Source organism: Arthrobacter sp. 05L44 (assembly GCF_056397605.1).
On sequence record NZ_JBFTNS010000001.1, the window covers coordinates 58,739 to 85,685 of the forward strand.

A 26,947-nucleotide genomic window follows, 5' to 3' on the forward strand; every position below is an offset into this window, starting at 1 on the left:
CCGGGGAGGTCCGCAGCAGCGGCTGCGTTTCCGGCACGGGATCGGGGCTAGGCTTGGGGGATGGCTGATGAGCACTTTGACGGAGCGGACCTCGACGAACAGGACAGCGTCACCCGAATGTCCGCCGTCGACATCGCGGACTGGCGGCTCCGGACCTTTGCGCTCTACGCAACCGTCCGGAAGATCGCGGCGGACAATCCCGCGGAAGCCCACTCCTACTGGCGGCAGGAACGGGACCGGATGTTCGGCACGCACCCCGCTTCGCCGCTCACCGACGCCGCAAAGGCCAGCTTCGGCGGCCTGAAGACCGCGGACTACGATCCGATCTACCGCTTCCACGTCCCCATCACCCCGGAGGGCGCCGGCCGGGAGATGAACGTCGAGACCGGAACCGACGGGGTGGTCCGGTTTGTCCGGCTCGGCACCTTCGACCTGCCGGAGATGGGGCAGCTGGCGGTGTGGAAGCTCAACGGTTACGGCGGCGGAATCTTCGTGCCGTTCCGCGATGCCACCGCGGGCCGGCCCGGCGGCAGCTACGGGGCGGGCCGCTACCTGCTGGACACCATCAAGGGCTCCTTCCACGGCGTCTCCGGCACGGGATCCGGTGCCGAGTTCGTGCTCGACTTCAACTTTGCGTACAACCCTTCCTGCGCCTACAACGAGGCGTGGGCGTGCCCGCTGGCCGGGCCCTCCAACCGCCTCGCCGTGGAGCTGCCGGCCGGCGAGCTGTACTAACCGGATGGAGTCGCAGCTTCAACAGGCAGATCCGCCCCCGCAGTCCCCGCCCGGTGTGTCCGCGCCAGGTGTCCCGGCGTCGGGGGTTGCCACGCGCCGGCGGTACCGGGGCCTGCTTCGGTATCCCCTGGTCCGCCAGCTCCTGAGGTTCACCGGCGTCGGAGTTATCTGCACGCTCTGTTCACTGGCGCTGTATGCGTTCCTGCGGCCGTGGATCGGGCCGCAGCCGGCCAACGCCGCCGCGCTGATCATCACCTCGCTGCTGAACACGGCCCTGAACCGGCGCCTGACCTTCAAGATCACCGAGCGCCACCGGATGAAGCGCGATCACCTCAACGGGCTGATTGTCATCCTGGTGGCCCTGCTGATCACCGGCGGAAGCCTCGGCATCCTGCATTGGATCAACCCGGACGCCAGCGTGGCCGACGAGCTCTGGACCACCACGCTGTCCGGTTTCCTGGCCACGGCGGTACGGTTCACCATGCTGCGGCACTGGATCTTCCGCCGGGCCAGGCACCGCTAGCCGAGGGAGCGGATGCTGCCGACGGCGGTGCGCACCGCGGCCGCGGCATCGGACAGTTCGGCTTCCGTAATGCTGGAGTCGAAGCTGAAGCGAACGGCGGTCTGGGCCACCTCGGCGCTGACGCCCATCGCCAGCAGCACCGGCGAGGGCTCGTCGGCGCCCGCGGCGCAGGCCGAACCGCTGGAACAAATGACACCCTGCCGCTCAAGTTCCAGCAGCACCGATTCCCCGCTGGTCCCGGGGAAACAGAAGGACGCGACCGAGGGCAGCCGCTCCCCCGGATGCCCGGTGAGCACCGCCCCTGGCACCTCCGCCAGGATCGAACGGATAAAGCCGTCCCGCAGGCCCGCGACCCGCGCTGCGGCCTCCGGGCGGGACGCCCCGGCGAGGCGCAATGCGGTCGCCAGGGCCACCGCTCCGGCGACGTTTTCGGTCCCGGAGCGGCGTCCGCGTTCCTGCCCGCCGCCGTGGACCAGCGGCTCCAGCCGGGTCCGGCCGCGGACATACAACGCGCCGCAGCCCTTGGGGGCGCCGATCTTGTGGCCGGAAATACTCAGGGCATCAACGCCGAGTGCCCGTGTGTCGAGGGACAGCCAGCCCGCTCCCTGCACGGCGTCGGTGTGGAAGGGAATGCCACGTTCGCGGGCCATCGCCGCGAGCCGGGCCACGGGCTGGACCGTCCCCACCTCGTTATTGGCGTACATCACGCTGACCAGCGCCGTTTCGGGCCGGAGCGTTGCCGCGAGCGCCTCGTCGGTGACCTGCCCGTAGCTGTCAACGGGGATCACGTCCACCGCGAAACCGTGGACGCGTTCGAGGTAGCGTGCTGACTCTTCCACCGCGGGATGCTCGACGGCGCTGATCGCCACCCGGTCAAGTCGCGGATCCGCGCTGTGCCGGGCCAGTGCGATGCCCTTCACGGCGAGGTTGTCCGCCTCGGTCCCGCCGGAGGTGAAGATAACCTCGCCGGGGCGGCAACCGAGCGCTTCAGCTGTGGTGGCCCGGGCCGCGGCCAGCGCCGCGGCCGCCGTGTCACCCAGGGAATGGTGGCTCGAGGGGTTGCCGAAGTCGCCGCTGAGATAGGGCCACATGGCCTCGAGCACCTCGCGGCGGACCGGTGTGGTGGCCGCGGCGTCCAGGAAGATCACGGCTTGCCTCAGCCGGCCGGTTCGAGTTCCACGTCGAGGCCAAGGTCCAGGGCGGTGACGCTGTGGGTGAGCGCCCCGACGGAGATGACGTCCACGCCGGTGGCTGCGATGCCGGCCACGGTGGCCAGGTTGACGTTGCCGCTGGCCTCCACCCGGGCCCGGCCGGCCACGAGCTTGACCCCGTCGGCGAGTTCGGCCAGCGAGAAGTTGTCCAGCATGATGGTGTCCACGCCGGCGGCCAGCACCGGCTCGATCTGGGCCATGGTGTCCACTTCCACTTCGAAGTGCGTGGTGTGCCCCAGCTGTTCCCTGGCACTGCGCAGGACGGCGGTGAGCTTCGCGGGGTCGCCGCCGGTGAGTACGGCCAAGTGGTTGTCCTTGGCCAGGACGGCGTCGGAGAGGCTGAACCGGTGGTTCGCGCCGCCACCGCAGCGCACGGCGTAGCGTTCCAGTACACGCAGCCCCGGGGTGGTCTTCCGGGTGTCGGTGATGCGGGCCCCGGTGCCTGCCGCCAGCGCCACAAATTCGGCTGTCCGGGTGGCGATAGCGCTCATCCGCTGCACCAGGTTCAGCGCCACCCGTTCGGCCAGGAGCACCCCGCGGGCGTTGCCGGTCACCCGTGCCAGGGCCGTGCCGGCGTCGAAGACGGTGCCGTCCGGCACGAGTAAATCAACGACGGCGGAGGGGTCAGCCAGCGTCATGGCCGCGGCGAAGACGTCCCCGCCGCTGAAGACGCCGGGCACCCGGGCAGCCAGCACCGCGGTGGCACGGGCGTCGGCCGGGAGCAGCGTCTGCGAGGTGATGTCCCCGTGCGGGGCGTCTTCCAGCAGGGCGGCGCGCAACACAGCATCGACGGCGGCCGCGGGAAGGCTTCCGGCGAGATCCGGGCGGGTCTGCGCCGGCGATTCCTGAAGGGTGATCATAGCGAGATCCTTTGCATGAAGTGGGTCGGGGCGGGTGCCGGGTCCGTGTCGGCGCGATAGTGGGCGCCCAGGGAAACAGTCCGGGCCCCGGCCGCGCCTACCAGGAGCCGGGCGGCCAGGAGCAGGTTGCGGTCCTCGTGCTCCCGCGGGTCGACGGCGTCGGTCAGGGCCTCCGGCTGCACGACGGCGGCCCACCGGTCCAGCTGCTCCGCGGCGGCAGTGAGCCCGTCGCCACGGCGGAGCACCCCGGCGTGGGTGGTCATCAGCTGCCGAAGTGCCGCCCGCGAAAACTCCCCCGGACGAGGCACCGACTTCACTCCAGCTTCGGAAACCGCCGGGGAGGGTCCTGCCCGGGAGGAGTCGCGCGACGGTGCTGCGGAAGCGTGCGTCAAGTGGAGGCCGCCAGCGGCCGTGGGCCCACACGATCCGGGTTCCCTGGCCGAGCTTGCGAGGTTAGGGCGATCGTGGGGAGCACGCGGAGCAGTGCCGTCGCGCGGGGCTGCAACTCTGAGGAAATCCTCCACGGCCCGCCGCCCGAATACCAACCCCTCGAGCAGCGAGTTGCTGGCCAGCCGGTTGGCGCCCTGCGCACCGGTGCAGGCGGCCTCGCCGGCGGCGTAGAGCCCGGGCACGGTGGTGCGCCCGTGCAGGTCCGTGGCCACGCCGCCCATCCAGTAGTGTGCCGCCGGAGAGACGGGCAACGGCTCGGTGGTCCAGTCGTAACCGGTGGCGCGGGTGGCTGCGGTGATGGTGGGAAAGCGCCCGGCCAGGAACCCGGTGCCGCGGCTGGCTTCGACGCCCCGGGCGTCCAGGTACACCGGGGTGTCGGCCGGCAGTCCTGCGGCGGCCAGGTGCAGCGCGATGCTGCGGGAGACGACGTCGCGCGGTGCCAGTTCAGCGTCGGGGTGGTAATCCGGCATAAAGCGGTAGCCTGCCGGATCCAGCAGGACGGCACCCTCTCCCCGCACCGCTTCGGAGATCAGCAGTGCGGGCGGGCCGCCGGGGACTTCTGCCGCGGCGAGGGTGGTGGGGTGGAACTGGAAGAACTCAAGGTCCCGGACGGCCGCACCCGCGCGCCAGGCCAGGGCCAGGCCGTCGGCGGTGGCAACGGCGGGGTTGCTGGTCCTGGCGAAGAGCCGGCCCGCGCCGCCGGTGGCGAGCAGGACGGCGTCGGCGTCGAGCTGTTTCGGCCGCCCGCCGGCGAGGTAGGCGACGCCGGTGACTGATCCGGCCTGGTCCCCGGTTCCCGGGTCACCGGTCAGCAGCCCGGTGACGAAGGCACCGGTCTCGACGCGGAGCAGGCCTTGGACAGCGCGGTCGAGGACCGCAGCCACCAGCCCGCGGGCTATCCGGGCTCCCGTGGCGTCACCGCCGGCGTGCAGGATACGGGCGGCCGAATGTGCCGCCTCAAGGCCCAGCGCCGGTCCGCCGTCGTCCCGGACGTCGAAGTCCACGCCAAAACGGCGCAGCCCGGCGATGTCCCGCACGGCTTCCGTGCACAGGATCCGGACGGCCTCGGGATCGTTGTGCCCGGCCCCTGCGGCGAGTGTGTCGGCGATGTGCGCCGCCACGGCGTCTCCCGGCGCGGCCTCCCCCGGTGACAGCACGGCGGCCACGCCGCCCTGGGCGTAGAAGGTGTTGCTTTCCTCAAGCGTGCCCTTGGTCAGGAGTACCACCTCGGCGGCCGGAGCCCCGCCGGGACCCCCGGCCGGCTCGGAGGCCAGGAGCGCGGCGTACAGTCCGGCGATTCCGGAACCGACAACCACCAGCCGCCTGGTCACGGCCGCGCCGCCAGCATCCGCTCGAGGGCAACCCGGGCGGGGGCGGCGACGCCGTCCGCCACCGTGATGCGGTTGACCACCTCACCGCGCACCAGGGCTTCCAGGACCCAGGCGAGGTAGCCGGGGTGGATCCGGTACATGGTGGAGCAGGGGCAGATCACCGGGTCCAGGCAGAAGATGGTGTGCTGCGGATACTCGGCGGCCAGCCTGTTGACCAGGTTGATCTCCGTGCCCACGGCGAACACGGTGGGCTCGGTGGCGGCGGCGATGGCCTTGCGGATGAAGTCGGTGGAACCTGCGGAGTCGGCTGCGTCGACCACCTCCATGGGGCACTCCGGGTGGACGATGACCTGCACGCCCGGGAAGTCGGCGCGGGCCTTCTCGATCTGGGCCACGTTGAAGCGCTTGTGCACCGAGCAGAAGCCGTGCCAGAGGATGACCCGGGAGTCTTCAAGGTCCTGCACGGTATTGCCGCCGAGGTCTTCGCGCGGATTCCACATGGGCATCTGTTCCAGCGGCACGCCCATGGCCTTGGCGGTATTGCGGCCCAGGTGCTGGTCGGGGAAGAACAGCACCCGCTGGCCCCGTTCGAACGCCCATTCCAGCACCGTGGCCGCGTTGGACGAGGTGCAGACAATCCCGCCGTGCTCGCCGCAGAAACCCTTCAGCGCGGCCGATGAGTTCATGTAGGTGACCGGGATGACCGGAACCCGGCCGTCGGCGTCGGGCTCGGTGCCGAACAGTTCCTCGAGCTGTTCCCAGCATTCGGTGACCGAGTCGATGTCAGCCATGTCGGCCATGGAGCAGCCGGCGGCGAGATTGGGCAGGATGACGGCCTGGTCCGGGGCCGAGAGGATGTCCGCCGTTTCGGCCATAAAGTGCACGCCGCAGAAGATGATGGCCTCCGCGTCCGGCCGGGTCAGGGCGGCGTTGGCAAGCTGGAAGGAGTCGCCCACGAAGTCGGCGTATTCGACCACTTCGTCGCGCTGGTAGAAGTGGCCCAGGATGACGGCGCGGTCCCCCAGCTCAGCCTTGGCGGCCCGGATCCGGGCGTCGAGTTCGGCGTCGCCGGCAAGCCGGTATTCCTCCGGGAGCTGGCCCTGCCGGGGGGTCGAGGGCGGAGCGACGTCGGCCACGGAGGCGCCCGGGCCGTAGGCGGGCACGCCGGCCAGGGCTTCAGCCAGGTCGAAGTCCCAGGGGCCGCGGGCCAGGGCCGGGCTGCAGGTGGAGCCCGGCGTGCTGCGTTCGGCCTGGTCGCGGGTGATCAGCTGGATCGCCGTGTTGACGCTGCTCATGGTGTGCTCCTGTTGTCTGGGTCAAGGCCGGGGCGGCCGGTAAAGCGGTAAAGACGGGGAGGCCGGTGTTTGCCGCCCTGCAGGTATTCGTCGGTTTCTTCGATCTCCGGTGTGGCCTTGATCTGGCGGCGGAAGTTGGCCGGATCCAGTTCGCGGTCCAGGACGGCTTCGTAGACTTCGCGGACCTGACCGAGGGTGAAGTATTCGCCGAGCAGGTGGTAGGCGATGGAGCCGTAGGCCATCTTGTTGCGGAGCCGCCACAGGGCGTAGTCGACGATGGTGTTGTGGTCGAACGCCAGCTCGCCGAGGCGGTCTGCCCGGAACCAGCGGACGTTTTCGGATTCGTCGGCGAGGGCGGCCTCCGTGGGCTGGACGAGCGCCCAGTAGACGATCGACACCACCCGCTGCGAGGGTGAGCGGTGCAGGCCGCCAAACGCATAGAGCTGCTCAAGGTAATTGGGGGCAAGCCCGGTGGTCTCACGCAGGTTGCGGGACGCGGCGTCCTGCAACGATTCCGAATGGGTCAGCGGTCCGCCGGGCAGCGCCCAGAGCCCTTTGAACGGTTCCCTGATTCTGCGCACCAGGGGGATCCACAGGGTGGGGCGGCCGGAGCGCTCGCTGGGCCGCAGGGCGAAAATCACCGTGGAGATGGCCAGCGACGGCGGCGCGAGCTGGCGCTCGGAGACGTTGGCTGGAGAGGTGTAGATGGAGATCGACCCCCGCGTTCCGGGGCCCGGGCCGTGGTGGGAACGGCTGCCCGGACGGTTCCGGCCTGACCGCCGGAGTAGTTATAGTCACTTTGACTAGAACTAATTCTACGACGGCGCCGGCGCGGCACCAAATATTGCGGAGAGCCGGTTCCGGCGGGAACTACTGACCGCGGGCAGCGGCCTCGAGCAGCGGCAGCGTCCGGCCCTCGAAATGGGTATTGAGGACGATCACCGAGGACGAGCGCAACACCGTACGGGTCGCGATCATGGCGTCCAGAACCCGCTGCAGGTCCGGGTTGGAGCGCGCCGCGATCCGCGCCATCAGGTCCGAGCTGCCGGAGACGGTGTGGATTTCAATGAGTTCGGGGATCCGCGCCAGGGCCTCCACGACGGCATCATGCCCAAGGTCCTGGTTGATGGTCAGGGAGCAGAAGGCCACCACCGGATATCCGAAGTGCGCCGGGTCCGGCTGCGGGACCCAGGCGCCAATGACGCCGCTGTCCTGCATCCTGTCCAGGCGCGACTGCACGGTGGCGCGGGCAACCTTGAGCACCCGGGACGCCTCCAGGACCGAGGCCCGGGGCGAGTCCGTGAAGAACCGGACAATTTTCGCGTCCAGCGGGTCAACATTCATATCCGGGTCCTTGCCTGCGGGAATCAACAGCACAAATCGTCACGATTCGGGCCGGTTTATCAACAAACTGCAACCATGCTCTCACGCGCGCGGTCCGGAAACACGCCCCGGGGACGGTAAATTCAAATGGTCCCAAAAGGACAACTCCATCACCGTAAGAAGGTTCGCAAGCATGACAATGAAGTCCACCGCGGAGCGCCCGGCCCCCACACTCGGCCACAGCATGAAGCCCCGCCAGCTCACCATGATGGGACTCGGCAGCGCCATCGGCGCCGGCCTGTTCCTCGGATCCGGGGCCGGAATCCAGGCCGCCGGTCCGGCCGTCCTGATCTCCTACCTCGTCGCGGGAACACTGATCATCCTGGTCATGTGGGCCCTGGGCGAGATGGCCGCCGCCAACCCCAACAGCGGCGCGTTTTCCGTCTACGCCGAAAAGGCCATGGGAAAAACGGCCGGTGCCACCGTGGGCTGGCTCTGGTGGCTCCAGCTTGTGGTGGTCATCGCCGCCGAGGCCCTCGGTGCGGCCGGCCTCCTGTTCACTGTATGGCCCGCCATTCCGGTTTGGGGACTCGCCCTGGTCTTTATGGCGGTGTTCACGGCCATCAACCTCGCCGGCGTGAAGAACTTCGGCGAATTCGAATTCTGGTTCGCCATCCTCAAGGTGGCCGCCATCCTGGTGTTCCTGGCCATCGGCGCCGCCCTCCTCTTCGGCTGGCTGCCGGACGTGGCCAGCCCCGGACTGGGTAACATCACCACCAACTTCGCCCCCGCCGGCCTGGGCGGCATTGCGACGGCCCTGTTCGTGGTGATTTTCGCCTTCGGCGGCACGGAAATCGTCAGTGTGGCCGCGGCCGAGACGGAGAACCCGGCCCGCAGCGTGGGCCACGCAATCCGCACGGTGGTCTGGCGGATCCTGGTGTTCTACATCGGCTCCGTCTTTGTCATCGCGGCCGTCCTGCCCACCACCTCGGCCGCCCTGAAGTCGCCGTTCGCCGGCGTCCTGGACCTGGCACGCATCCCCGGCGCCGGAACGGCCATCACCCTGGTAGCCGTCGTCGCGCTGCTCTCCGCGCTGAACGCCAACCTCTACGGTGCCTCCCGGATGGCCTACTCGCTTTCCGAGCGCGGCGAGGCACCGCGGTTCCTGTCCCGGCTGAACAAGGCGCGCGTGCCGGTCATTGCCGTCAGCATTTCCGTGGCGTTCGGGTTCCTGGCCGCGGTCCTGGAACTGCTGTTCCCGGACCGGGTCCTGCCCGCCCTCTTCCAGCTGGTGGGCTCCACCTGCCTGGTGGTCTGGGGCTCTGCGCTGGTTTCGCAGCTGATCCTGCGGCGCCGGGCGGACCGGGAAGGCACGGAACTGCCCCTGCGGATGAAGGGCTTCCCCGGCCTGACCATCTTCGGGCTGGTCCTCCTCGCCCTGATCTTCGCCGTCGGCTTCAGCAGCCCGGAGAGCAGCAGGCAGCTCTTCAGCACCATCGCCCTGATCGCCGGGATCGCGGCCGCCTGCTGGATCGGCGCCCGCGTCGCGAGGACCCGCACCTCCGACTAGTCCCCGGGTATCCGCCGTAGTAAACAAATTGCTATGCGCGATACCGCCGGGCTGGGCAGGTTTGTGCAGAATGGTCAATACATCCTGAGCTGATTGCCCAGCCCGGCGTCCGTGACTAGGGTCACAGGCATGGACACTCTCCCCCTCGCGGTTCCCGGCGACGACGCCGGGCCGCTTAGCCCCGCCCAGCTCCGCGAGCTGTATTCGCTGATGGTCGCCGTCCGGCACCTCGACACCTCGGCCATCGCCTGGCAGCGGCAGGGCATCATCCCCGGCTACGCCCCGGAACTCGGCCAGGAGGCGGCCCAGGTGGGCAGCGGCTACGTTGTGGATACCGCCCGCGACTTCGTCTTCCCGACCTACCGCGAGATGGGCGTCGCCCGCACCATGGGCGTGGACATGGTGGGGTACATGTCCACCCATAAGGCCACCTGGCACGGGGGCCTCTACGATCCGATGGAATCCCGGCTGGCCCCGATCCAGGCCGTCGTCGCCGGGTCCGTGCTGCACGCCGTCGGCTGGGCCCACGGCCAGACCCTTTCCGCTACCGCCGACGGCACCACCGGCGTTGCGCTGACCTACTTCGGCGACGGCGCATCCTCGCAGGGTGATGTCCACGAGGCGATGAACTTCGCCGCAGTGATGAAGGCCCCGGTGGTCTTCTTCGTCCAGAACAACGGCTGGGCCATCTCCGTCCCCACCGAGCGCCAGGTGGCCGGCGGCTCGGTCGCCGCACGCGCCGCCGGCTATGGCATCCCGGCCCTGCAGATTGACGGGAACGACGTCGTCGCCGTCGTCGAGGCCACCCGCCGCGCCTTCGCGCACGCCCGGTCCGGGAACGGCCCGGTGCTGATCGAGGCGATGACGTACCGCCGCGGCCCGCACTCCACGTCCGATGACCCCGGCCGCTACCGGTCCCTCGATGAGGAACGGACCGGCGCCGGCGAGGACCCGCTGGCCCGCCTCAAGCGTCGGCTGCTGGCAGACGGCCTCGCCGATGAGGCGTTTTTCGAGCAGGCCCTGGCCGCTGCCAAGGCCGAAGAGGAACAGATCCGGGCCGGCATCCAGGCCCTGGGCTCCCGCCCCGGCGCCGAGATGTTCGACCTTGTCTTCCAGGAAACCACCCCTGCCCTGCAGGCCCAGGCCGCCAACTGGCGCGAGGAGTCCGAACATGTCTAACTCAATGCTTGAAAGCCCGCGCGCGGCCGGCGGCACCAGCGCCGGCACCCCGGCGCCCGGCACTGTGATGTCCATGCAGCAGGCCCTGAACCGTGCCCTGGACGAGGTCCTGGCCGAGAACCCGAAGGCCGTCATCTTCGGCGAGGACTGCGGCCAGCTGGGCGGCGTCTTCCGGATCACCGACGGCCTGCAGGCCAAACACGGTGCGGAGCGGGTCTTCGACACACCGCTGGCCGAGTCCGGCATCCTCGGCATGTCCGTCGGCCTGGCCATGGCGGGCTTCCACCCCATCCCCGAGGTCCAGTTCGACGGCTTCGCCTATCCGGCCGTCAACCAGATTGTCTGCCAGATTGCCAGAATGAACTACCGCAGCCGCGGGACCATGCCGATGCCGATCACCCTGCGGGTCCCCAGCTTCGGCGGCATCCGCGCCCCCGAACACCACGGCGAGAGCCTCGAGGCGCTCTTCGCCCACGTACCCGGGCTCAAGGTGGTCTCGCCGTCGAACCCGCACGAGGCCTACCACCTGCTCAAGTACGCCGCCACGCGCCCGGACCCGGTGATCTTTATGGAACCGAAGTCCCGCTACTGGCAAAAAGGCGAGGTGGACCTGGCCCAGGGCGACGCCGACGGCGGAGCTCCGACCGGCGCCAAGCTCATGCGGGAGGGCCGGCACCTGACCCTGGTGGCCTGGGGCGCCATGGTGGCCCGCTGCCTGCAGGTGGCGGAGCTGGCCGCGGAGGACGGCATCGACGTCGAGGTCCTGGACCTGCGCTGGCTCAAGCCGATCGACGCCGCGGCCCTGGCCGCCTCCGTGGGCAAGACGCGCCGCGCCGTCGTCGTCCATGAGGCGCCACTGACCTCCGGCCTGGGCGCCGAGGTGGCGCAGCTGATCACCCAAAGCTGCTTTAACACCCTTAAGGCGCCCGTGGAGCGTGTGACCGGCTTCGACGTGCCCTACCCCTCGGGTGACCTCGAGGACGAATACATCCCGAACATAGACCGGATCCTCTTCGGCATCCAGCGAGTATTGGAGTACAAACGTGGCTGAAATTTCCTTTCCGTTGCCTGACCTCGGCGAGGGCCTGATCGAGGCGACCGTGCTCGAATGGCTCGTCTCGCCCGGGGACCAGGTGGAGCGGAACCAGCCGCTGGTGGAGGTTGAGACCACCAAGTCCGCCGTCGAATTGCCGAGCCCGCAGGCGGGTAAGGTAGTGCGTATTCACGGCGAACCGGGTGAGAAAATCAACGTTGGCGAGCCGCTGATCGTGTTCGAGGTGCCGGACAATACGGCCGGCATCGTGGGCAGGGTACCGAAGGAAGAGGCACCGAAGCGCCGGGTCCGCCTGAGCGCCGTACTTGATGAGGACTGACACCATGAGCGGCAGGCACACCGGCGAACAGCATTCGCACACCGTTGAGGGCACCGACCCGCAGCTGTTTGTGGCGGTGCACGACCCCAAGGACGACGCCGGGCTCCGGCCGGTCCTGCTGCTGCACGGCTTCTCCTCCTCCGCCAAGCTCAACTGGGAGGACACAGGCTGGATCGGCGCACTGACCGAGGCCGGCCGGCGTGTCATCACGGTGGACCTGCCCGGCCACGGCCGCAGCGGCGCCCCTGAGGACCGCGATTCCTACTCCCCCAGCCGAATCCGCGCGGACCTCCTGCAGATTGCGTTCGACGCCGGCGCCCGCCCGCTGCGTGACGGGGACCCCGCCAGCGGCCTGGACGTCATCGGCTACTCCCTGGGATCGCGGCTGGCGTGGGAATTCGGCGCCACTCAGCATGAGCTGGTCCACCGGCTGGTCCTGGGCGGCCCCAACGTCGCCGATCCGCTGGCCGAGTTCGACCTGGTCGCGGCGCAGCACTACCTGGCCGACGGAACGCCGATCGCCGATGAATCCACCGCCGGGCTCCTGAAGATGGCGCAGCTGCTGCCGAGCAACAACATCTTCGCGCTGCTCTCGCTGGTCGAGGCGATCAAGGACGAACCGTTCGACCCGGCCGAGGCCGTTCCGCCGATGCCGATGCTGCTGGTGGCCGGCGAGAAGGACGAGCGGGCCGCATCGATGCCGGAACTGGCCGCCCTGGGCGCGAAAGCCGGAGCCATGGTGGAACAGCTCATCCTCCCCGGCCGGAACCACACCAACGCAGTGACCAGCCGGGCCTTCAAGCAAGGAGCCATCAGCTTCCTGGGCGTCTAGTTCTTCAGCGTTAAAGCACCGCGGGGCCACGGGCGGCCCATCCGAAATTCCGGATGGGCGGCACGTGGCCCCGCGTTTGTGGGCTGTCCGGGCTAGTGGTGGCTGCTGACGCCCAAGGGGCGCCCGCGGGTCTCCTTGGCCAGGACGACGCCGACGGCCGAAATGACGCAGAGGATCATGATGTAGATGCCGATGGAACCGGTCCAGTGCGTGCCCTGCAGCAGGGCCTCGGCGATGGTGGCCGCGAAGGCCCCGCCGAGGATGGCGCCGAAAGCGTAGCCGATGGAGATGCCCGAGTAACGGACGTTCGCCGGGAACATCTCGGCATACATGGCGGACATGGGGCCGTAGGACAGGCCGAGCCCGATGGTCAGTACGAACAGCGCGACGCCATAGAGCACAATGTCCTTGGTGTCGATCAGGGCGAACATCGGGATCATCCAGGCGAAGACGATTCCGTAGCCGATCAGGAAGGTCTTGACCCGGCCGATCCGGTCCGAAAGCCAGCCGCCCACCAGGGTGAAGATGAGCCAGCCGAACGACGCCAGCGTGGTGGCCAGCAGGATCTGCGGGGTGGGCATCTTCAGCGACTTGGTGGCGTAAGAGATGAAGAACGCGATCAGCAGGTAACCGGCGGCGTTGTTGCCGATGAAGATCATCGTGGAGTACAGCACGGCCTTCTTGTGCTTGCGGATAAGTTCGCCGAGCGGGGCCTTGCTTTCTTCCTTGCGGTCCTGCATCTCCTTGAAGACCGGGCTCTCGGCCACGGCTCGGCGGATCAGGTAGCCGACGACGATCAGCACGATGGAGAGCAGGAACGGCACCCGCCAGCCCCACGCGGCGAAGTCTTCCTTGGACATGCCGGTGTTGAGGAAGTACAGCAGGCCGGTGGCGAGGATCATGCCGACGGGGACGCCGATCTGCGGGTACGCGCCGAAGAGGCCGCGCTTGCCCAGCGGGGCGTGTTCGACGGCCATCAGGGCAGCTCCGCCCCATTCGCCGCCCGCGGAGAAGCCCTGGATGATGCGCAGGGTGATCAGCAGGATCGGCGCCCAGACGCCGATCTGGCCGTAGGTGGGCAGCATGCCGATCAGGGCAGTGGCGGCACCCATCATGACCAGGGTGAAGACCAGCATCGCTTTGCGGCCCAGCCGGTCGCCGAGGTGGCCTGCGATGATGGCGCCGAGCGGCCGGAACAGGAAACTGATACCGATCAGGGCGAAGGACAGGATCTGTGCCAGGCCGGGATTGGATGAGTTCAGCGGAGCGAGGAAGAGCGGTGAGAGCAGCGTTGCTGTCAGTTGGGCGAAGATGAAGAAGTCGTACCACTCGATGGTGGTACCGACCAGCGTCCCGGCGAGGACCTTGCGCTCCTCATGTTTGCTGCTGGGGCCCGTCGCTGAATCGACGGTTGAAGTTGCGGTCATTGGAACTCCGTTGCTGGGGGCAGAGGTACTGCCCGGGTGGGTGCGTTGTGACTTGGTGAATGCCTCTTGAATTACTGATCGAACGGTCAGTTGGTATCCGCGATACTACCCCGAAGCGTGTGATAAATCACACACTCCGGCGGAAACACTCCGCTTTGTGCCGAAAATGACGCCGACCCGCGCCAGCCGGATGACCGGACGCCGCGTCGGGACCCGACCACCCGCCGCGGCGGCGGCGCGTTTCCCATGCGCTACCTGCGCGTTCTATATTTGAACAGACAGTTCCTATATGGAACGCTACGTGAGAGTGACCCCGAGCACAAGGGTCCACCGCCGGGCTGCTGCCCGGCCGCCCGCTCCCCGCCTAGGATGGACAGCATGACCCCGAACGCCGGCAGCGCCCAGGCCTCACCGTCCCAGACGCTCTCCCGCGGCATCCGGGCCCTGGAAATCCTGGCTGATGCCGCGGAGCCGCTCACCATTGCCGAACTCGCCGATGCCCTTGGCGTTCACCGGTCGGTCGCGTACCGCATCCTGCGCACCCTCGAGGACCACTCGCTGCTGGTCCGCGACGACGGCGGCCGGGTCCAGCCTGGCCCCGGACTCGCAGTCCTGGCCCGCGGGGTGGCGCGCAGCCTGCAGACCGCGGCCCTGCCAGAACTTACGCAGCTGGCCAACGCCCTCACCATGAGCGCCTTTGTGGCCGTCTGGGACCGGGAGGACTGCGTCACCCTCGTGACGGTCGACCCCCGCCACACGGGTCCTGCCGTCGTGCAGCACCCCGGATCCCGGCACCCGATCAACGCCGGGGCCCCCGGCATCGCGATCCAGTCGGCCCTCACCGAGCCCGAGTGGCACCGCCTCGCCCCGGGGGTCCCCTACCGCTCCGAGGCGACCGAAGCCCGCCGGCGGGGCTATGCCGCCAGCCACGATGAAGTGATCCCCGGCGTTTCCTCCCTAGCGGTGCCGATCCAGGTTCCCGGCGGCCGGCCCGCGGCGCTGGCGGTTGTCTACATCCGCGCCGCGCAGGATCCCGACGAGGTGGCCGCCGCCCTGACCGCGAGCGCCGCGCGCATCGAAGCCCAGCTGGGCTGAACGCCCCGGCCGCAGAGGTGGCTTCCTTGACAACCGGCTCCCGCTCAGGCAGCTTTGTATCGTATACGATTTCATACTCAATGAGGAGGATGCGATGGAGCAGCTGTCGCAGGACGGCCTGGCCGCCGCCGGCAAGGTCATCGCGGTGCACATCAACTACCCCAGCCGTGCCGCCCAGCGCGGCCGCACCCCGGACCAGCCGTCCTACTTTCTCAAGCCCTCTTCCTCGCTCAGCCTGACCGGCGGCGTCGTCGAACGTCCCGCCGGCTGCGAATTGCTCGCCTTCGAGGGTGAAGTGGCCCTGGTGATCGGCACCCGGGCCCGCCGTGTCGCCCCCGACGAGGCGTGGCAGTACGTTGGCCACGTGACCGCGTCGAACGATCTCGGCGTCTACGACCTCCGCTACGCGGACAAAGGCTCCAACCTCCGCTCCAAGGGCGGCGACGGCTTTACCCCGGTGGGCCCGGGACTCCTCCCGGCGGCCGGCCTGGACCCCGCCGGCCTGCGGATCCGCACCTGGCTCAACGGCGAGCTGGTCCAGGAGGACTCCACCGGCACCCTGCTGTTCCCCTTCAGCCAGCTGGTGGCGGACCTCTCCCAGCTCCTCACCCTGGAACCGGGCGACATCATCCTGACCGGCACACCCGCCGGCGCCTCGGTCGCGCAGCCCGGCGACGTGATGGAAGTGGAGGTGGACGCCCCCGCGTCCGGGCTCAGCACGGGCCGGCTGACCACGACGGCGGCCCAGGGGACGGTGCCGCTGGCCGGCTACGGGGCCCAGCCGCGCAGCGACGAAGCCCAGCGGGCCGAGGCTTACGGCACCCCGGCGGCCCAGCCCGCGCCCGCCGCCGAGGCATCCGCGCCCGCCGCCGAGAGCGCACCCGCCGGGGCACTCTCACCCGAGCTGAAGGCCAAGCTGGAATCCGTTGCGACCGCCACCCTGAGCTCGCAGCTCCGTAAGCGCGGGCTGAACAATGTGAGCATCGATGGTTTGCACTCCACCCGGCCGGACCGCACGGTCGTCGGGGTGGCCAGGACCCTCCGGTATGTGCCCAACCGCGAGGACCTCTTCAAGACCCACGGCGGGGGCTTCAACGCCCAGAAGCGGGCCATTGATTCGCTCCGGGAGGGCGAGATCCTGGTGATGGAGGCCCGCGGGGAGAAGGGCACCGGCACTGTCGGGGACATCCTGGCCCTGCGCGCCCAGGTCAACGGCGCCGTGGCCGTCATCACCGACGGCGGCGTCCGCGACGTTACCGCCGTCGGCGCCCTGGACATGCCCACCTTCTTTGCAAACGCCCACCCGGCCGTCCTGGGCCGGCGCCATATCCCGTGGGACGTGGACCTGACCATCTCCTGCGGCGGGGCCACCGTGCAGCCCGGGGACATCATCGTGGGCGACGCCGACGGCATCCTCGTGATCCCGCCGGCGATCGCCGGGGAAGTGGCCGACGACGCCATCATCCAGGAGGCCGAGGAGTCCTTCATCGCCCACATGGTTGCCGCCGGGCACAGCGTGGACGGGCTCTACCCGATGAACGCCCAGTGGCGGGAAAAGTACCGGGAGTGGTCCGCGGACAACGGGCAGCCGACGCCATGACCAGCGCCGCCTCCACAGCCAGCGCAGCGTCCCCAACTGGCGCGGGCAGCAAGTCCGAGCAGGCCTATGCCGCGGTCAAGGCCGGCATCCTCAGCGGCGAGTACTCCCCCGGCTACCGCCTGGTGCTGGGCAAAATAGCCGAGGACCTGGGCTTCAGCGTGGTGCCCGTCCGGGAGGCCATCCGGCGGCTTGAAGCCGAAAACCTGGTGGTCTTCGAACGCAACGTCGGCGCCACGGTGGCCGGTATCGATCCCACCGAATACCTCTACACCATGCAGACGCTGGGGATTGTGGAGGGCGCCGCAACCGCCTTGTCGGCACCGCTGATATCCGCAGCCGACATCGCCCGCGCCCGTGCCGTAAACGAGCTCATGCGCGACTGCCTGGCGGATTTCGACCCCGTCCGCTTCACAAGCCTGAACCGTGACTTCCACGGGGTGCTGTTCGAACACTGCCCCAATCCGCACATCCTGGACCTGGTGCACCGCGGCTGGAACCGGCTGCAGGCGCTGCGGTCCTCCACCTTCAGCTACGTGCCCGGCCGCGCCCGCCAGTCGGTGGAAGAACATGAGGCACTGCTGCGGCTGCTGGAAGCGGGCGCACCGGCGGACGACGTCGAACGCGCCGCCAGGGCGCACCGCGCCGCCACCCTCGACGCATATCTCGCCCACCGGGCCACCGCACACTGAACCCCGGCGGGCCGTTACGGCCCCCGCCCCGAGCGACAAGGAAAAACAATGAAGTTCCGTTCCGATCCCCAGCTCCACCTCAAAGGCTCCCTCGCCGCCATGTTCACCCCCTTCACCGAGGCGGGAGACGTCGACCACGACAGCCTGCGGAACATGGTGGAGTGGCAGATCGCCAGCGGCTCCTCCGGCATCACCATCGGCGGTTCCACCGGCGAACCCAGCGCCCAGTCCGTCGAGGAACGTGCCGCCGCCATCCGCGCCACCGCCGGGGCCATCGGCGACCGCGTCCCCTTTATGGCGGGCACCGGCACGGCCAAGCTGCAGGAAACCCTGGAACTGACCCAGGCCGCCGTCGACGCCGGCGCGGACGCGTCGATGATCATCACGCCCTACTACTCCCGGCCCACGCAGGAGGCGCTGTACCGCTGGTACGCCACCATCGCCACCGAGTTCCCCGACATGCCGTTCGTGATCTACAACGTGCCCTCCCGCACCGCCGTGGACATGGCCCCCGAAACCGTGGCGCGGCTGTTCCGCGATTTCGAGAACATCGTCGGAATCAAGGAAACCACCAAGGACTTCGAGCACTTCTCCCGCGTGATGCACCTCGCCGGCAAGGACCTGCTGGTCTGGTCCGGCATCGAACTGCTGTGCCTGCCACTTATGGCCATTGGCGGCGCCGGCTTCATCTCGGCGCTGGCGAACATCGCGCCGAAGGCCTCCGCGGACATGTACCGGGCCTGGGTGGAGGGCGACTTCGAGACGGCCCGCAAAATCCACTACGGCGTCCACCCCCTGGTGGACCTCCTGTTCGTCGAGACCAACCCGGCCCCCAGCAAGTGGCTGATGGCCGAGGCCGGGCTGATCTCCTCCGCCCACGTCCGCCCGCCGCTTATCACGCCCACCGACGCCGGGCTGAAAAAGATCAACGAACTGATGGAAGCCGGCCGCGAGTACCTCACGCCGGTCGACGGCTTCCGGCTCCCGCAGTAACCCGCCCGTACACTTCACCGCCGAAGCAAAGGACTGAACCCCATGGCCGAGCACTACATTCCGGACGGGCTGCCCACCCGCATCCAGCACTACATCAACGGCGAATTCGTCGACTCCGTCAGCGGCAAGACCTTCGACGTCCTGGACCCGGTTTCCAACGAGACCTACGCCACCGCGGCTGCCGGGCAGAAGGAAGACATTGACCGCGCCGTCGCCGCGGCACGGAGGGCCTTCACCGAGGGCCCGTGGCCGCGGATGAAGCCGCGCGAGCGCGCCCGGGTCCTGAACAGGATCGCGGACGCCGTCGAGGCCCAGGAAACCCGGCTCGCGCAGCTTGAGACGTTCGACACCGGACTGCCGATCACCCAGGCCAAGGGGCAGGCGCTCCGGGCAGCGGAGAACTTCCGCTTCTTCGCGGACCTCATCGTGGCGCAGTTCGACGACGCCATGAAGGTCCCGGGCGCGCAGATCAACTACGTCAACCGCAAGCCGATCGGCGTCGCAGGCCTGATCACACCCTGGAACACGCCGTTTATGCTCGAGTCCTGGAAGCTGGCCCCGGCGCTGGCCACCGGCAACTGCGTGGTGCTGAAACCGGCCGAATTCACGCCACTCTCCGCCTCGCTCTGGGCGCAGATCTTCAAGGACGCCGGCCTGCCCGACGGGGTGTTCAACCTGGTCAACGGGCTCGGCGAGGAAGCCGGCGACGCCCTGGTCAAACACCCGGACGTGCCCCTGATCTCCTTCACCGGCGAAACCACCACGGGCAAGACGATCTTCCGCAACGCCGCGGAACACCTCAAGGGCCTCTCGATGGAACTCGGCGGCAAGAGCCCTGCTGTCATCTTCGACGACGCGGACCTCGACGCGGCCATCGATTCCACCCTCTTCGGGGTGTTCTCCCTCAACGGCGAGCGCTGCACCGCCGGCTCCAGGATCCTGGTCCAGCGCGGCATCTACGCGGAGTTCTGCGAGAAATACGCCGCGCGGGCCAAAAACATCGTGGTGGGCGACCCGCACGATCCGAAGACCGAGGTGGGTGCGCTGGTCCATCCCGAGCACTACGAGAAGGTCGCCCGGTACGTGGAGATCGGCAAGTCCGAGGGCCGCCTGCTGGCGGGCGGCGGCCGCCCGGAGGGCCTGCCCACCGGCAACTACATTGCGCCCACCGTCTTCGCCGACGTGAAGCCGGATGCCCGGATCTTCCAGGAGGAGATCTTCGGACCGGTCGTGGCGATTACGCCGTTCGAGGACGACGCCGAGGCGCTGGCCCTGGCGAACAACACCCGTTACGGTCTGGCCGGCTATGTATGGACCAACGACCTGACGCGGGCGCACAACTTCTCGCAGAACCTCGAGGCGGGGATGGTCTGGCTCAACAGCCACAACGTCCGGGACCTGCGGACCCCGTTCGGCGGGGTCAAAGCCTCCGGACTGGGCCACGAGGGCGGCTACCGCTCGATCGATTTCTACACCGACCAGCAGGCCGTCCACATCAGCCTCGGCGACGTCCACACGCCGAAGTTCGGTGCCGCGGCGGCGCACTGACGCCTCCACCGACCCGCCCCGCCGCCCCACCCGCGAACTCACCCGCGAACTCACCCGCGAACTCAAAGAGGAGTCCCCACCATGTCTAACGACATCATCACCCCCACGGCCCCCGCACCGGATATTGTCCGCTGCGCCTACATGGACCTGGTGGTCACCGACCTGGAGAAGTCCCGCGCGTTCTACGTGGACCTGCTGGGCCTGCACGTCACCTACGAGGACCAGGACGCGATCTACCTGCGCTCCTTCGAGGAATTCATCCACCACAACCTGGTCCTGCGCAAGGGCCCCGTGGCCGCCGCCGCCGCATTTGCCTACCGGGTCCGCACCCCCGGGGACGTTGACAAAGCCGAGGCCTACTTCGCGGAGATGGGCTGCCGCACGGAGCGCCGCAAGGACGGCTTCGCGCGAGGGATCGGCGACGCGGTCCGGGTGGAGGACCCGCTGGGCTTCCCCTACGAGTTCTTCTACGAGGTGGAGCACGTGGAGCGGCTCACCCAGCGCTACGACCTCTACAGCGCGGGCGAGCTGGTCCGGCTGGATCACTTCAACCAGGTCACGCCGGATGTCCCCCGGGGCCGGAAGTACCTGGAGGACCTGGGTTTCCGCGTCTCCGAGGACATCAAGGACTCCGACGGCGTGACGTACGCGGCCTGGATGCACCGCAAGCAGACCGTGCACGACACCGCCCTGACCGGCGGGGACGGCCCGCGGCTGCACCACATCGCGTTCTCCACCCACGAGAAGCACAACATCATCCAGATCTGCGACAAGATGGGCGCTTTGCGGATCTCGGACCGGATCGAGCGCGGGCCCGGCCGGCACGGCGTGTCCAACGCGTTCTACCTGTACATCCTGGATCCGGACGGCCACCGGGTAGAGATCTACACGCAGGACTACTACACGGGCGATCCGGACAACCCCACGGTGACGTGGGACGTGCACGACAACCAGCGCCGCGACTGGTGGGGCAATCCCGTGGTCCCGAGCTGGTACACCGAGGCCTCCCTGGTCCTGGACCTGGACGGCAACCCGCAGCCGCTGGTTGTCCGGACCGACAGCAGCGAGATGGCGGTGACGGTCGGCGCCGACGGCTTCGCCTACACCCGTGAGCCCGGCGAGGAACGTGGCTTCAAGCTCGGTTCGCAGCTCTAGCTAGGCGGCCGCCGCCGTCGCGTTGCGCCGGCGCAGCACGACGGCGGCAGCCGCACCGAGCAGGAACAGCGCCGCCGCGGCGCAGACCGGAACCAGGAACGCCGTCGAATACCCGGAGGTCTGGGCCAGCTGCCCGGCGATGGACGAACCAATGGCGGTGCCGGCGACGATGCCGCTTGCGAGCATTGTCATCACGGTGCCCAGTTTGCCCTCGGGGGCAACGACGCCGCCGATCGCGAACACCGTGACCATCAGCGGGCCCACCGGAAGGCCAAGGACCAGCAACACCAGGATCATCGGCAGCGCCGTCGTCGGCACCAGCAGCAGCGCCGCCAGCCCCGTCATCAGCGCCGCGCATGCCAGCCAGCGGGCGTTGACGCTGAAGCGCCGCGGCCAGTACGCCACGGACAATGCCGCGGCCGCCGAGCTCAGGCCCATGACGGCGTACAGGAGTCCGGCGAGTTCGGATGTCGCGAAGCTCGCGGAGAACGAGCTCAGGGAGGTCTGGGTGGCTCCGAAGAAGGTGCCCATGCAGACCATGGCCAGGACCGGCAGGGCCACGGCCGCGGTGTTGGCGGCGCGTTGTCCCGGCGCAAGGGTTTTCCGGTGCTCCCGCGCGGCAGCGGCGGCGGCGCGGCTCCGCGCGGGAGTTCGGGGTACCGCACGGTGCGTGGGGTGCACGGCGAATGCGGGCACCAAGGTGAGGGTTAGTGCGGCGGCGAGGGCCAGCGGAAGCCAGGGGTTAAGCAGGCTGGCGAGGATTCCCACCAGGGCCGGGCCCAGCACAAACGTCAGTTCATCTGCGGTGCTCTCGTAGGAGAGCGCAGTGTCCAGATCGCCGGGTTGGCCGGCGCCGCCCTTGCGGGAGCCCAGCGCCATCCAGCGGACACGGGCCAGCGGGCCGACCTGCGGGCAGCTGGCGCCGGCCACGAAGGCTGCGGCGAGCACGGGGACGGCGGCAGCGAGATCGCTGGCACCCGGGACCAGGTACGCGGCAAGAATCAGGGCGATGACGGCCACGGTGTTGAAGACGGCTGAGAAGAGCAGGACGGGGCGCTGGCCCAGCCGGTCGGCGAGGGCGCCGAGGACGGGGGCACCCAGGGCGGAGCCGATGCCGACGGCACCGGCAGCGGCGCCGCCGACTGCGTAGGAGTCGGTGACTGCTGTGACGAGGGTCAGGGCGCCGACGGTCAGCATGGCCAGTGGGAGCCGGGCGAAGAGTCCCAGCGGGATAAAGCTGCGTCCTGCGAGCAGGGGAAGCCTGGCGAAGCGTCCGCCGCTGGCGGGACCTGCGGGAACGTCGGCAGGAAGGGTCGTCGTCGAAGACGGTGAAGGGTTCATGATTCCGGGTTCGTTTAATGGTGCGCATCGTCCCTCCTCCCGATGCGCGCGACCCGGTAACCCTTCAATGATACCCGAGCGCCACGGCCCTCACATGGCCGCCTGCCGGGCGTTTAGACCAGGGCGTCGTCGGAGACGTGCAGGGTGGAGCCGTTGCGGCCCTTGACCACCTGAAGCTGCGTGGTGATGCGCTGTTTCATCTCTGCCACATGGCTCACCAGCCCCACCACCCTGCCGCCGTCCCGGAGTCCCTCAAGCGCATCCATAACCTGCTCCAGCGACTGCTCGTCCAGGCTGCCGAAGCCCTCGTCCACGAAGAGAGTTTCGATGTCCACCCCGCCGGACTCCATTTGCACAACGTCGGCCAGCCCCAGTGCCAGGGCCAGGGAAGCCATAAAGGACTCGCCGCCGGAGAGCGTGGCGGTGTCACGCCGCTGGCCCGTCCACTGGTCTACCACTTCCAGGCCAAGCCCGGATTTCTGCCCCCGCGCTGCCTTCGCATCGGTGTGCTGCAGGGTGTAGCGGCCGTCGCTCATGCCGATCAGCCGCTCCGAGGCGGCCTCCGCAACCTGTTCCAGCCGGGCGGCGAGCACGTAGCTGTTCAGGCTCATCCGGTAAGTGTTGTCGCCACCGCCGCGGGCAGCCTCGGCGACGGCGGTCCACAGCGCCGCACGCTCCCGCGGCTCGCGGCCCGCGGCAGCCTGGCCGGCGTACTCCCCCGCGATCCTGTCGAGGGTCCGGACGGATTTCGTGGCCAGGCCGGAGGCCAGGACGGCGTCGCGGACCCGGCGTTCGGCCGCGGCGCACTCGATCCGGAGCTCATCCACCGTTGCGGGGTCGACAGGGCCGTCCGTGGCCAATTCCCGGGCGGCCCGGGACAGTTCCTCCCCGGCGAAGAGTTCCGCGAGCCGGGCAGTCTCGTCCTGGCCGGCCCGGACGGCGCTTTCCAGGGCTGCGGCGTCGCTCACCGGCAGCAGGACGGAGCGGGCGGCTGCCACCGACTCGAATCCGGCGGCAGGGAGGGCCTCGTCGAGCCGGGCGACGGCCTCCGCGGTCCGGGCGCGGGCCTGTTCGAGGCTGCCGGCGGCCGCATCAACGCGTTCCAGCAGCTCTGTGGCGCGCCGGACGGAGCCGAGCCGGTCGCCCAGCGTCGCGTGCCCGGCGCGCAGGTCCGCCAGTGCGGCCTCGAGTTCGCCAGCCTGCGCGCGGACCTCCTTGAGCGCCGATTCGGCCTGCGCGATCCCGGCCACGGTGTCGGCCACGGTGAGCTCAGCGGCGGAAATCCCGTCTTCCAGCTCGGTGCGGCGCGCCCGCCGGGCCGCGAGGTCGGCGGCCGCGCGGGTGGCCTCGGCCGCAAGTAACCTGGCCTGCTCGGCGTCGCTGCGGGCCAGTTCAGGCGCTGTATCGCCGCCCTGGGCAGCCAGCACCGCGAGGTCCTGCCGCGCGTCGCCCAGCTCGCGGTGAAGGGCAGCAAGGACAGTTTCGGCGGCGTCCGCGGCCTCCTGGGCGGATTTCTCGGCGTCGGCGATGGCCAAGGCGGACGCGGCTGCCGGGGCGGGCGCGGGATGTTCGGCACTGCCACACACCGGGCACGGCTGGTCCGGGACCAGCTGGGCCGCGAGTTCCGCAGCGGCGTTTGCGAGCCGCTCCTCGCGGAGGTCCAGCCAGCGTTGCCGGCAGTCCTGGTGAGTGTCGCGGGCCACGCGGTGCCGCTCGGCCACGCGAGCGCAGTGTGCCTCCGCGGTGCCGTAGCGGCCAACGATGGCAACCAGTTCGTCTGCCGCCGCGGCCTCCTTGGTGCGCAGCTGGACGTCCGCAGCCAGCTCCTCGAGCGACGCCAGGCCCGCAGTCAGTTCGGCCGACTCAGCGCGCAGGGCCTCCAGCGCTGTTGCGGCGGACAGGCGTGTGGTCTCGAGCCCGGAGAGGGTCCCTTGGAGGTGCACGGCGCGGGCCAGCAGGCCGGCCAGCCGGTCCTCGTCCGGCAGCCGTTCCGTCAGTACCGCCTGGAGGGAGCGGAGCCGGCTGAGTTCTGTGCGCAGCACCTGGCTTTCCACGACTGCGCCGCCGTCCGGGCCGTCGGGTCCGGTGAGACGGGCGCCAAGTTCGGCTAGTTCGGGGTCGGACGGTGCCGCGGCCCGCAGCCCGTCGGACGCCGCCGCGGCCGCTGCCGCAGCGCGTTCCTCCGCCAACCAGGCACTGTCCATGGCCTGCAGCTGGCCACCCAGCACTTCGGCTTTCCGGTGTTTTGCGAGCCGTTCGGCCGTCTCCTGGAGTTCCGGCGCGGCGGCCTCGGCCGCGGCCCTCCGCTGTTCGGCGGCGGCCAGTTTGGCCTGCCGCGCGGCCCGGGCAGTGGCGTCTTCAAGGCGTTCGGCAAGGTGGGCGACGATGCTCTCGGCGTCGGCGGCTGCTGCCTGCCGTTCGCCGGCGGCGGCCGCGGCACCGGCATGGAGCCAGGAGAGCAGCCGGTCCGCGTCCTCGCGGCCGGGCGCCTCGTCCAGTTCCAGTCCTAGTCCGGCGGATTCGGCCTCAGCCTGGGCCAGCAGCAGCGCAAGGGCGTTGTTGAGGCTTTCCACCTCAGTGCGGGCCGCGGCCGCGCGGCGTCCCAGTTCCTGTTCCACCGCCTCGAAACGCTGGGTGCCGAAGAGGCTCTGGAGCAGGACCAGCCGGTCAGCGGCCTTGGAGCGCAGGAACGCCGCGAAGTCGCCCTGCGGCAGCATCACCACCCGGGTGAACTGTTCCCGGTCCATACCCAGCAGGGCAGTGATCTCGGCGCCGGCTTCATCATTGCGGCCCGACTTTTCGACCCAGGCACCGTCGACCCGTTCACGGAGCAGGGTGTTGGCCTTCTGTTCGGTGAACCCGTTCTTGCCCCGGGCACTGGGCTTGTTCCAGGCCGGCATCCTGGACACTTCAAAATGCCGTCCCTGCGCCGAGAACTCGCAGGTGACGCGGGGCTCGGCCGCCGGAGCGGCGTGGTCGCTGCGCAGCCGTTTGCCTTCCTGCCGCGCCCCGGGCACGGAGCCGTAGAGGGCGAAGCAGATGGCATCCAGGACGCTGGTTTTTCCAGCCCCGGTGGCGCCGTTGAGCAGGAAAAGCCCGTGGACGCTGAGCCGGTCGAAATCGATGCTCTCCGTTCCGGCGAACGGGCCGAACGCGGAGATCTCCAGGCGATGGATCCTCACCGGGACACCCCTTCCAGACGTACGGCTTCGAGGGCCTCTGCGAGGACGCCGGATTCGGCGTCGTCGACGCTGCGGCCCCGGACATGCTCCAGGAAGCCGCAGCAGATCGAGAGATCGTCCCCTGACTGCGCGAGCCGGCTGCTGTAGCTGGTTTTCGCGGCCGCTTCGGCACCTTCGGGGTCAAAACCGAGGACCAGGGTGTCGGGGAAGCGGGCGCGCAGCCGTTCCATGGCCTGGGTGGGCCGTTGTGCGTCCGTCAGTGTGATCTGGCAGTACGCCTCCTCGGCCCACGCAAAGTCGGCCCCGGCGAGCAGTTCGTCCAGTGTGCCCCGGAGCACCGCGAGGGCGCGCGGGGCGTCCCAGAGTATCTCGGTCACGGCGGTGATGCCGCTGGTGTCTACGTCGATCAGCCAGCCGCCCTTGTGGTGCTTGGCTTCGGAAAAGGAGTAGGCCAGCGGGGAGCCGGAATAACGGACAGCCGGTGACAGCGACTGCCGGCCGTGCAGGTGGCCGAGGGCCGTGTAGCTGAAGCCGTCGAAGAGATCCAGCGGCACAGCACCGACCCCGCCGATGCTCAGGTCCCGTTCGCTGTCCGAGCTGATTCCGCCACTGGCGAAGGTGTGGGCCAGGACGACGGAATGGACCGTCCGGCGGGCCGACCGTTCGGCGAGGTCGGCCCGGACGCGGCATGTGGCGGCGCGGGTGACCTCGAAGTGGCTGGCGGTTTCAACGCCGAGCTGGCCGGCCACCAGCCGCGGCTCCAGCCACGGGATGCCGTAGATCGCGAGCACGGGACCCGTGTCCCCGGCGTCCCCGGCGTCGCCTTCCTCCCCTGCTCCGTCCGCAAGCGGCAGCAGCACGGGCGTATCCAGTTCCTCCAGTCGGGTGCGCAGATGCACTCCGCCGCGTTCAAGCAGCCGGGACGCGAATCCGAGCCGGATAGCGGAATCGTGGTTCCCGCTGGTCAGCACCACCTTCGCGCCCGCGCCGCTGAGCCGCACCAGGGCGTCGTCCAGCAGGCCGACGACGTCAACGCCGGGCAGGGCACGGTCGTAGACATCGCCCGCGATCAGGACGACGTCCACCGACTCGTCGCGGACGACGCCGACCAGCTGATCGATGAAGGCCCGCTGCGCGTCGAGCATCCCGACGCCGTGGAACGACCGGCCCAAATGCCAGTCCGAGGTGTGCAATAACCGCATGCCACTACGCTATCGGCTGCCACCGACACTATT

Annotated in this window: 23 protein-coding genes; 13 read left to right on the forward strand and 10 right to left on the reverse strand. The window is 69.3% G+C overall.

What is annotated here, in order from left to right; all coding sequences use genetic code 11:
• The first annotated feature begins 60 nt into the window (after positions 1-60).
• The gene (locus tag AC1DHY_RS00265) at positions 61-735 is read left to right on the forward strand and encodes a DUF1684 domain-containing protein (protein WP_476878025.1); all 675 of its coding nucleotides are present in this window, start codon (positions 61-63) and stop codon (positions 733-735) included.
• Between the two features lie 4 nt (positions 736-739).
• On the forward strand, positions 740-1,258 hold the full coding sequence (locus AC1DHY_RS00270) for a GtrA family protein (protein ID WP_476878024.1): 519 nt from the start codon (positions 740-742) through the stop codon (positions 1,256-1,258).
• Here AC1DHY_RS00270 and AC1DHY_RS00275 read toward each other — a convergent pair.
• The 6 genes from AC1DHY_RS00275 to AC1DHY_RS00300 form a co-directional block, all read right to left on the reverse strand.
• Entirely contained in the window at positions 1,255-2,406 is a 1,152-nt protein-coding gene (locus AC1DHY_RS00275; protein WP_476878023.1) for a cysteine desulfurase family protein, read from the reverse strand. The genes AC1DHY_RS00270 and AC1DHY_RS00275 overlap by 4 nt on opposite strands.
• A gap of 8 nt (positions 2,407-2,414) precedes the next feature.
• Complete coding sequence (nadC, locus tag AC1DHY_RS00280; RefSeq protein ID WP_476878022.1) at positions 2,415-3,329, reverse strand: carboxylating nicotinate-nucleotide diphosphorylase; 915 nt, start codon at positions 3,327-3,329, stop codon at positions 2,415-2,417.
• The gene (locus tag AC1DHY_RS00285; protein WP_476878021.1) at positions 3,326-5,110 is read right to left on the reverse strand and encodes an L-aspartate oxidase; all 1,785 of its coding nucleotides are present in this window, start codon (positions 5,108-5,110) and stop codon (positions 3,326-3,328) included. Before AC1DHY_RS00285 ends, nadC begins: the two co-directional genes overlap by 4 nt.
• A complete protein-coding gene (gene nadA / locus AC1DHY_RS00290) occupies positions 5,107-6,405 on the reverse strand; it encodes a quinolinate synthase NadA (protein WP_476878020.1) in 1,299 nt (432 codons plus the stop codon). The genes AC1DHY_RS00285 and nadA overlap by 4 nt, the downstream gene beginning before the upstream one ends.
• Entirely contained in the window at positions 6,402-7,112 is a 711-nt protein-coding gene (locus tag AC1DHY_RS00295) for an NUDIX hydrolase (RefSeq protein WP_476878034.1), read from the reverse strand. Before AC1DHY_RS00295 ends, nadA begins: the two co-directional genes overlap by 4 nt.
• A 163-nt stretch (positions 7,113-7,275) precedes the next feature.
• Complete coding sequence (locus AC1DHY_RS00300) at positions 7,276-7,749, reverse strand: Lrp/AsnC family transcriptional regulator (RefSeq protein WP_476878019.1); 474 nt, start codon at positions 7,747-7,749, stop codon at positions 7,276-7,278.
• Between the two features lie 172 nt (positions 7,750-7,921).
• Here AC1DHY_RS00300 and AC1DHY_RS00305 point away from each other — a divergent pair, with 172 nt between their 5' ends.
• The 5 genes from AC1DHY_RS00305 to AC1DHY_RS00325 all read left to right on the forward strand — a co-directional run bounded on the left by AC1DHY_RS00305 (position 7,922) and on the right by AC1DHY_RS00325 (position 12,682).
• On the forward strand, positions 7,922-9,298 hold the full coding sequence (locus AC1DHY_RS00305) for an amino acid permease (RefSeq protein ID WP_476878018.1): 1,377 nt from the start codon (positions 7,922-7,924) through the stop codon (positions 9,296-9,298).
• Between the two features lie 129 nt (positions 9,299-9,427).
• Positions 9,428-10,477, forward strand: coding sequence for a thiamine pyrophosphate-dependent enzyme (locus AC1DHY_RS00310; RefSeq protein WP_476902997.1), 1,050 nt, complete (start codon positions 9,428-9,430; stop codon positions 10,475-10,477).
• Complete coding sequence (locus AC1DHY_RS00315) at positions 10,470-11,528, forward strand: alpha-ketoacid dehydrogenase subunit beta (protein WP_476878016.1); 1,059 nt, start codon at positions 10,470-10,472, stop codon at positions 11,526-11,528. The genes AC1DHY_RS00310 and AC1DHY_RS00315 overlap by 8 nt, the downstream gene beginning before the upstream one ends.
• Positions 11,521-11,850, forward strand: coding sequence for a biotin/lipoyl-containing protein (locus AC1DHY_RS00320; protein ID WP_476878015.1), 330 nt, complete (start codon positions 11,521-11,523; stop codon positions 11,848-11,850). Before AC1DHY_RS00315 ends, AC1DHY_RS00320 begins: the two co-directional genes overlap by 8 nt.
• A gap of 4 nt (positions 11,851-11,854) precedes the next feature.
• Positions 11,855-12,682 carry an alpha/beta fold hydrolase gene (locus tag AC1DHY_RS00325; protein WP_476878014.1) on the forward strand — a complete coding sequence of 276 codons (828 nt, stop codon included), beginning with the start codon at positions 11,855-11,857 and terminating at the stop codon, positions 12,680-12,682.
• Positions 12,683-12,774: 92 nt separating this feature from the next.
• Here the strand turns inward: AC1DHY_RS00325 and AC1DHY_RS00330 are convergent, their stop codons facing one another.
• Complete coding sequence (locus AC1DHY_RS00330; RefSeq protein WP_476878013.1) at positions 12,775-14,109, reverse strand: MFS transporter; 1,335 nt, start codon at positions 14,107-14,109, stop codon at positions 12,775-12,777.
• Positions 14,110-14,487: 378 nt separating this feature from the next.
• Between AC1DHY_RS00330 and AC1DHY_RS00335 the strand changes: the two genes are divergently transcribed.
• From AC1DHY_RS00335 to hpaD, 6 genes are all read left to right on the forward strand, one after another.
• Complete coding sequence (locus AC1DHY_RS00335; RefSeq protein WP_476878012.1) at positions 14,488-15,204, forward strand: IclR family transcriptional regulator; 717 nt, start codon at positions 14,488-14,490, stop codon at positions 15,202-15,204.
• Positions 15,205-15,298: 94 nt separating this feature from the next.
• A complete protein-coding gene (locus AC1DHY_RS00340) occupies positions 15,299-16,804 on the forward strand; it encodes a fumarylacetoacetate hydrolase family protein (protein ID WP_476878011.1) in 1,506 nt (501 codons plus the stop codon).
• The gene (locus AC1DHY_RS00345; RefSeq protein WP_476878033.1) at positions 16,801-17,493 is read left to right on the forward strand and encodes a GntR family transcriptional regulator; all 693 of its coding nucleotides are present in this window, start codon (positions 16,801-16,803) and stop codon (positions 17,491-17,493) included. Before AC1DHY_RS00340 ends, AC1DHY_RS00345 begins: the two co-directional genes overlap by 4 nt.
• 48 nt (positions 17,494-17,541) lie before the next feature.
• The gene (gene dapA, locus AC1DHY_RS00350; RefSeq protein ID WP_476878010.1) at positions 17,542-18,486 is read left to right on the forward strand and encodes a 4-hydroxy-tetrahydrodipicolinate synthase; all 945 of its coding nucleotides are present in this window, start codon (positions 17,542-17,544) and stop codon (positions 18,484-18,486) included.
• Between the two features lie 42 nt (positions 18,487-18,528).
• Positions 18,529-20,034, forward strand: coding sequence for a 5-carboxymethyl-2-hydroxymuconate semialdehyde dehydrogenase (hpaE, locus tag AC1DHY_RS00355; RefSeq protein ID WP_476878009.1), 1,506 nt, complete (start codon positions 18,529-18,531; stop codon positions 20,032-20,034).
• Between the two features lie 81 nt (positions 20,035-20,115).
• Entirely contained in the window at positions 20,116-21,189 is a 1,074-nt protein-coding gene (hpaD, locus tag AC1DHY_RS00360; RefSeq protein WP_476878008.1) for a 3,4-dihydroxyphenylacetate 2,3-dioxygenase, read from the forward strand.
• Here hpaD and AC1DHY_RS00365 read toward each other — a convergent pair whose 3' ends face one another.
• From AC1DHY_RS00365 to AC1DHY_RS00375, 3 genes are all read right to left on the reverse strand, one after another.
• The gene (locus tag AC1DHY_RS00365; protein WP_476878007.1) at positions 21,190-22,530 is read right to left on the reverse strand and encodes an MFS transporter; all 1,341 of its coding nucleotides are present in this window, start codon (positions 22,528-22,530) and stop codon (positions 21,190-21,192) included. It abuts the gene before it with no gap.
• Between the two features lie 113 nt (positions 22,531-22,643).
• Positions 22,644-25,712 carry an AAA family ATPase gene (locus tag AC1DHY_RS00370; protein ID WP_476902998.1) on the reverse strand — a complete coding sequence of 1,023 codons (3,069 nt, stop codon included), beginning with the start codon at positions 25,710-25,712 and terminating at the stop codon, positions 22,644-22,646.
• The gene (locus AC1DHY_RS00375; RefSeq protein ID WP_476902999.1) at positions 25,709-26,914 is read right to left on the reverse strand and encodes an exonuclease SbcCD subunit D; all 1,206 of its coding nucleotides are present in this window, start codon (positions 26,912-26,914) and stop codon (positions 25,709-25,711) included. Before AC1DHY_RS00375 ends, AC1DHY_RS00370 begins: the two co-directional genes overlap by 4 nt.
• Between the last annotated feature and the right edge of the window lie 33 nt (positions 26,915-26,947).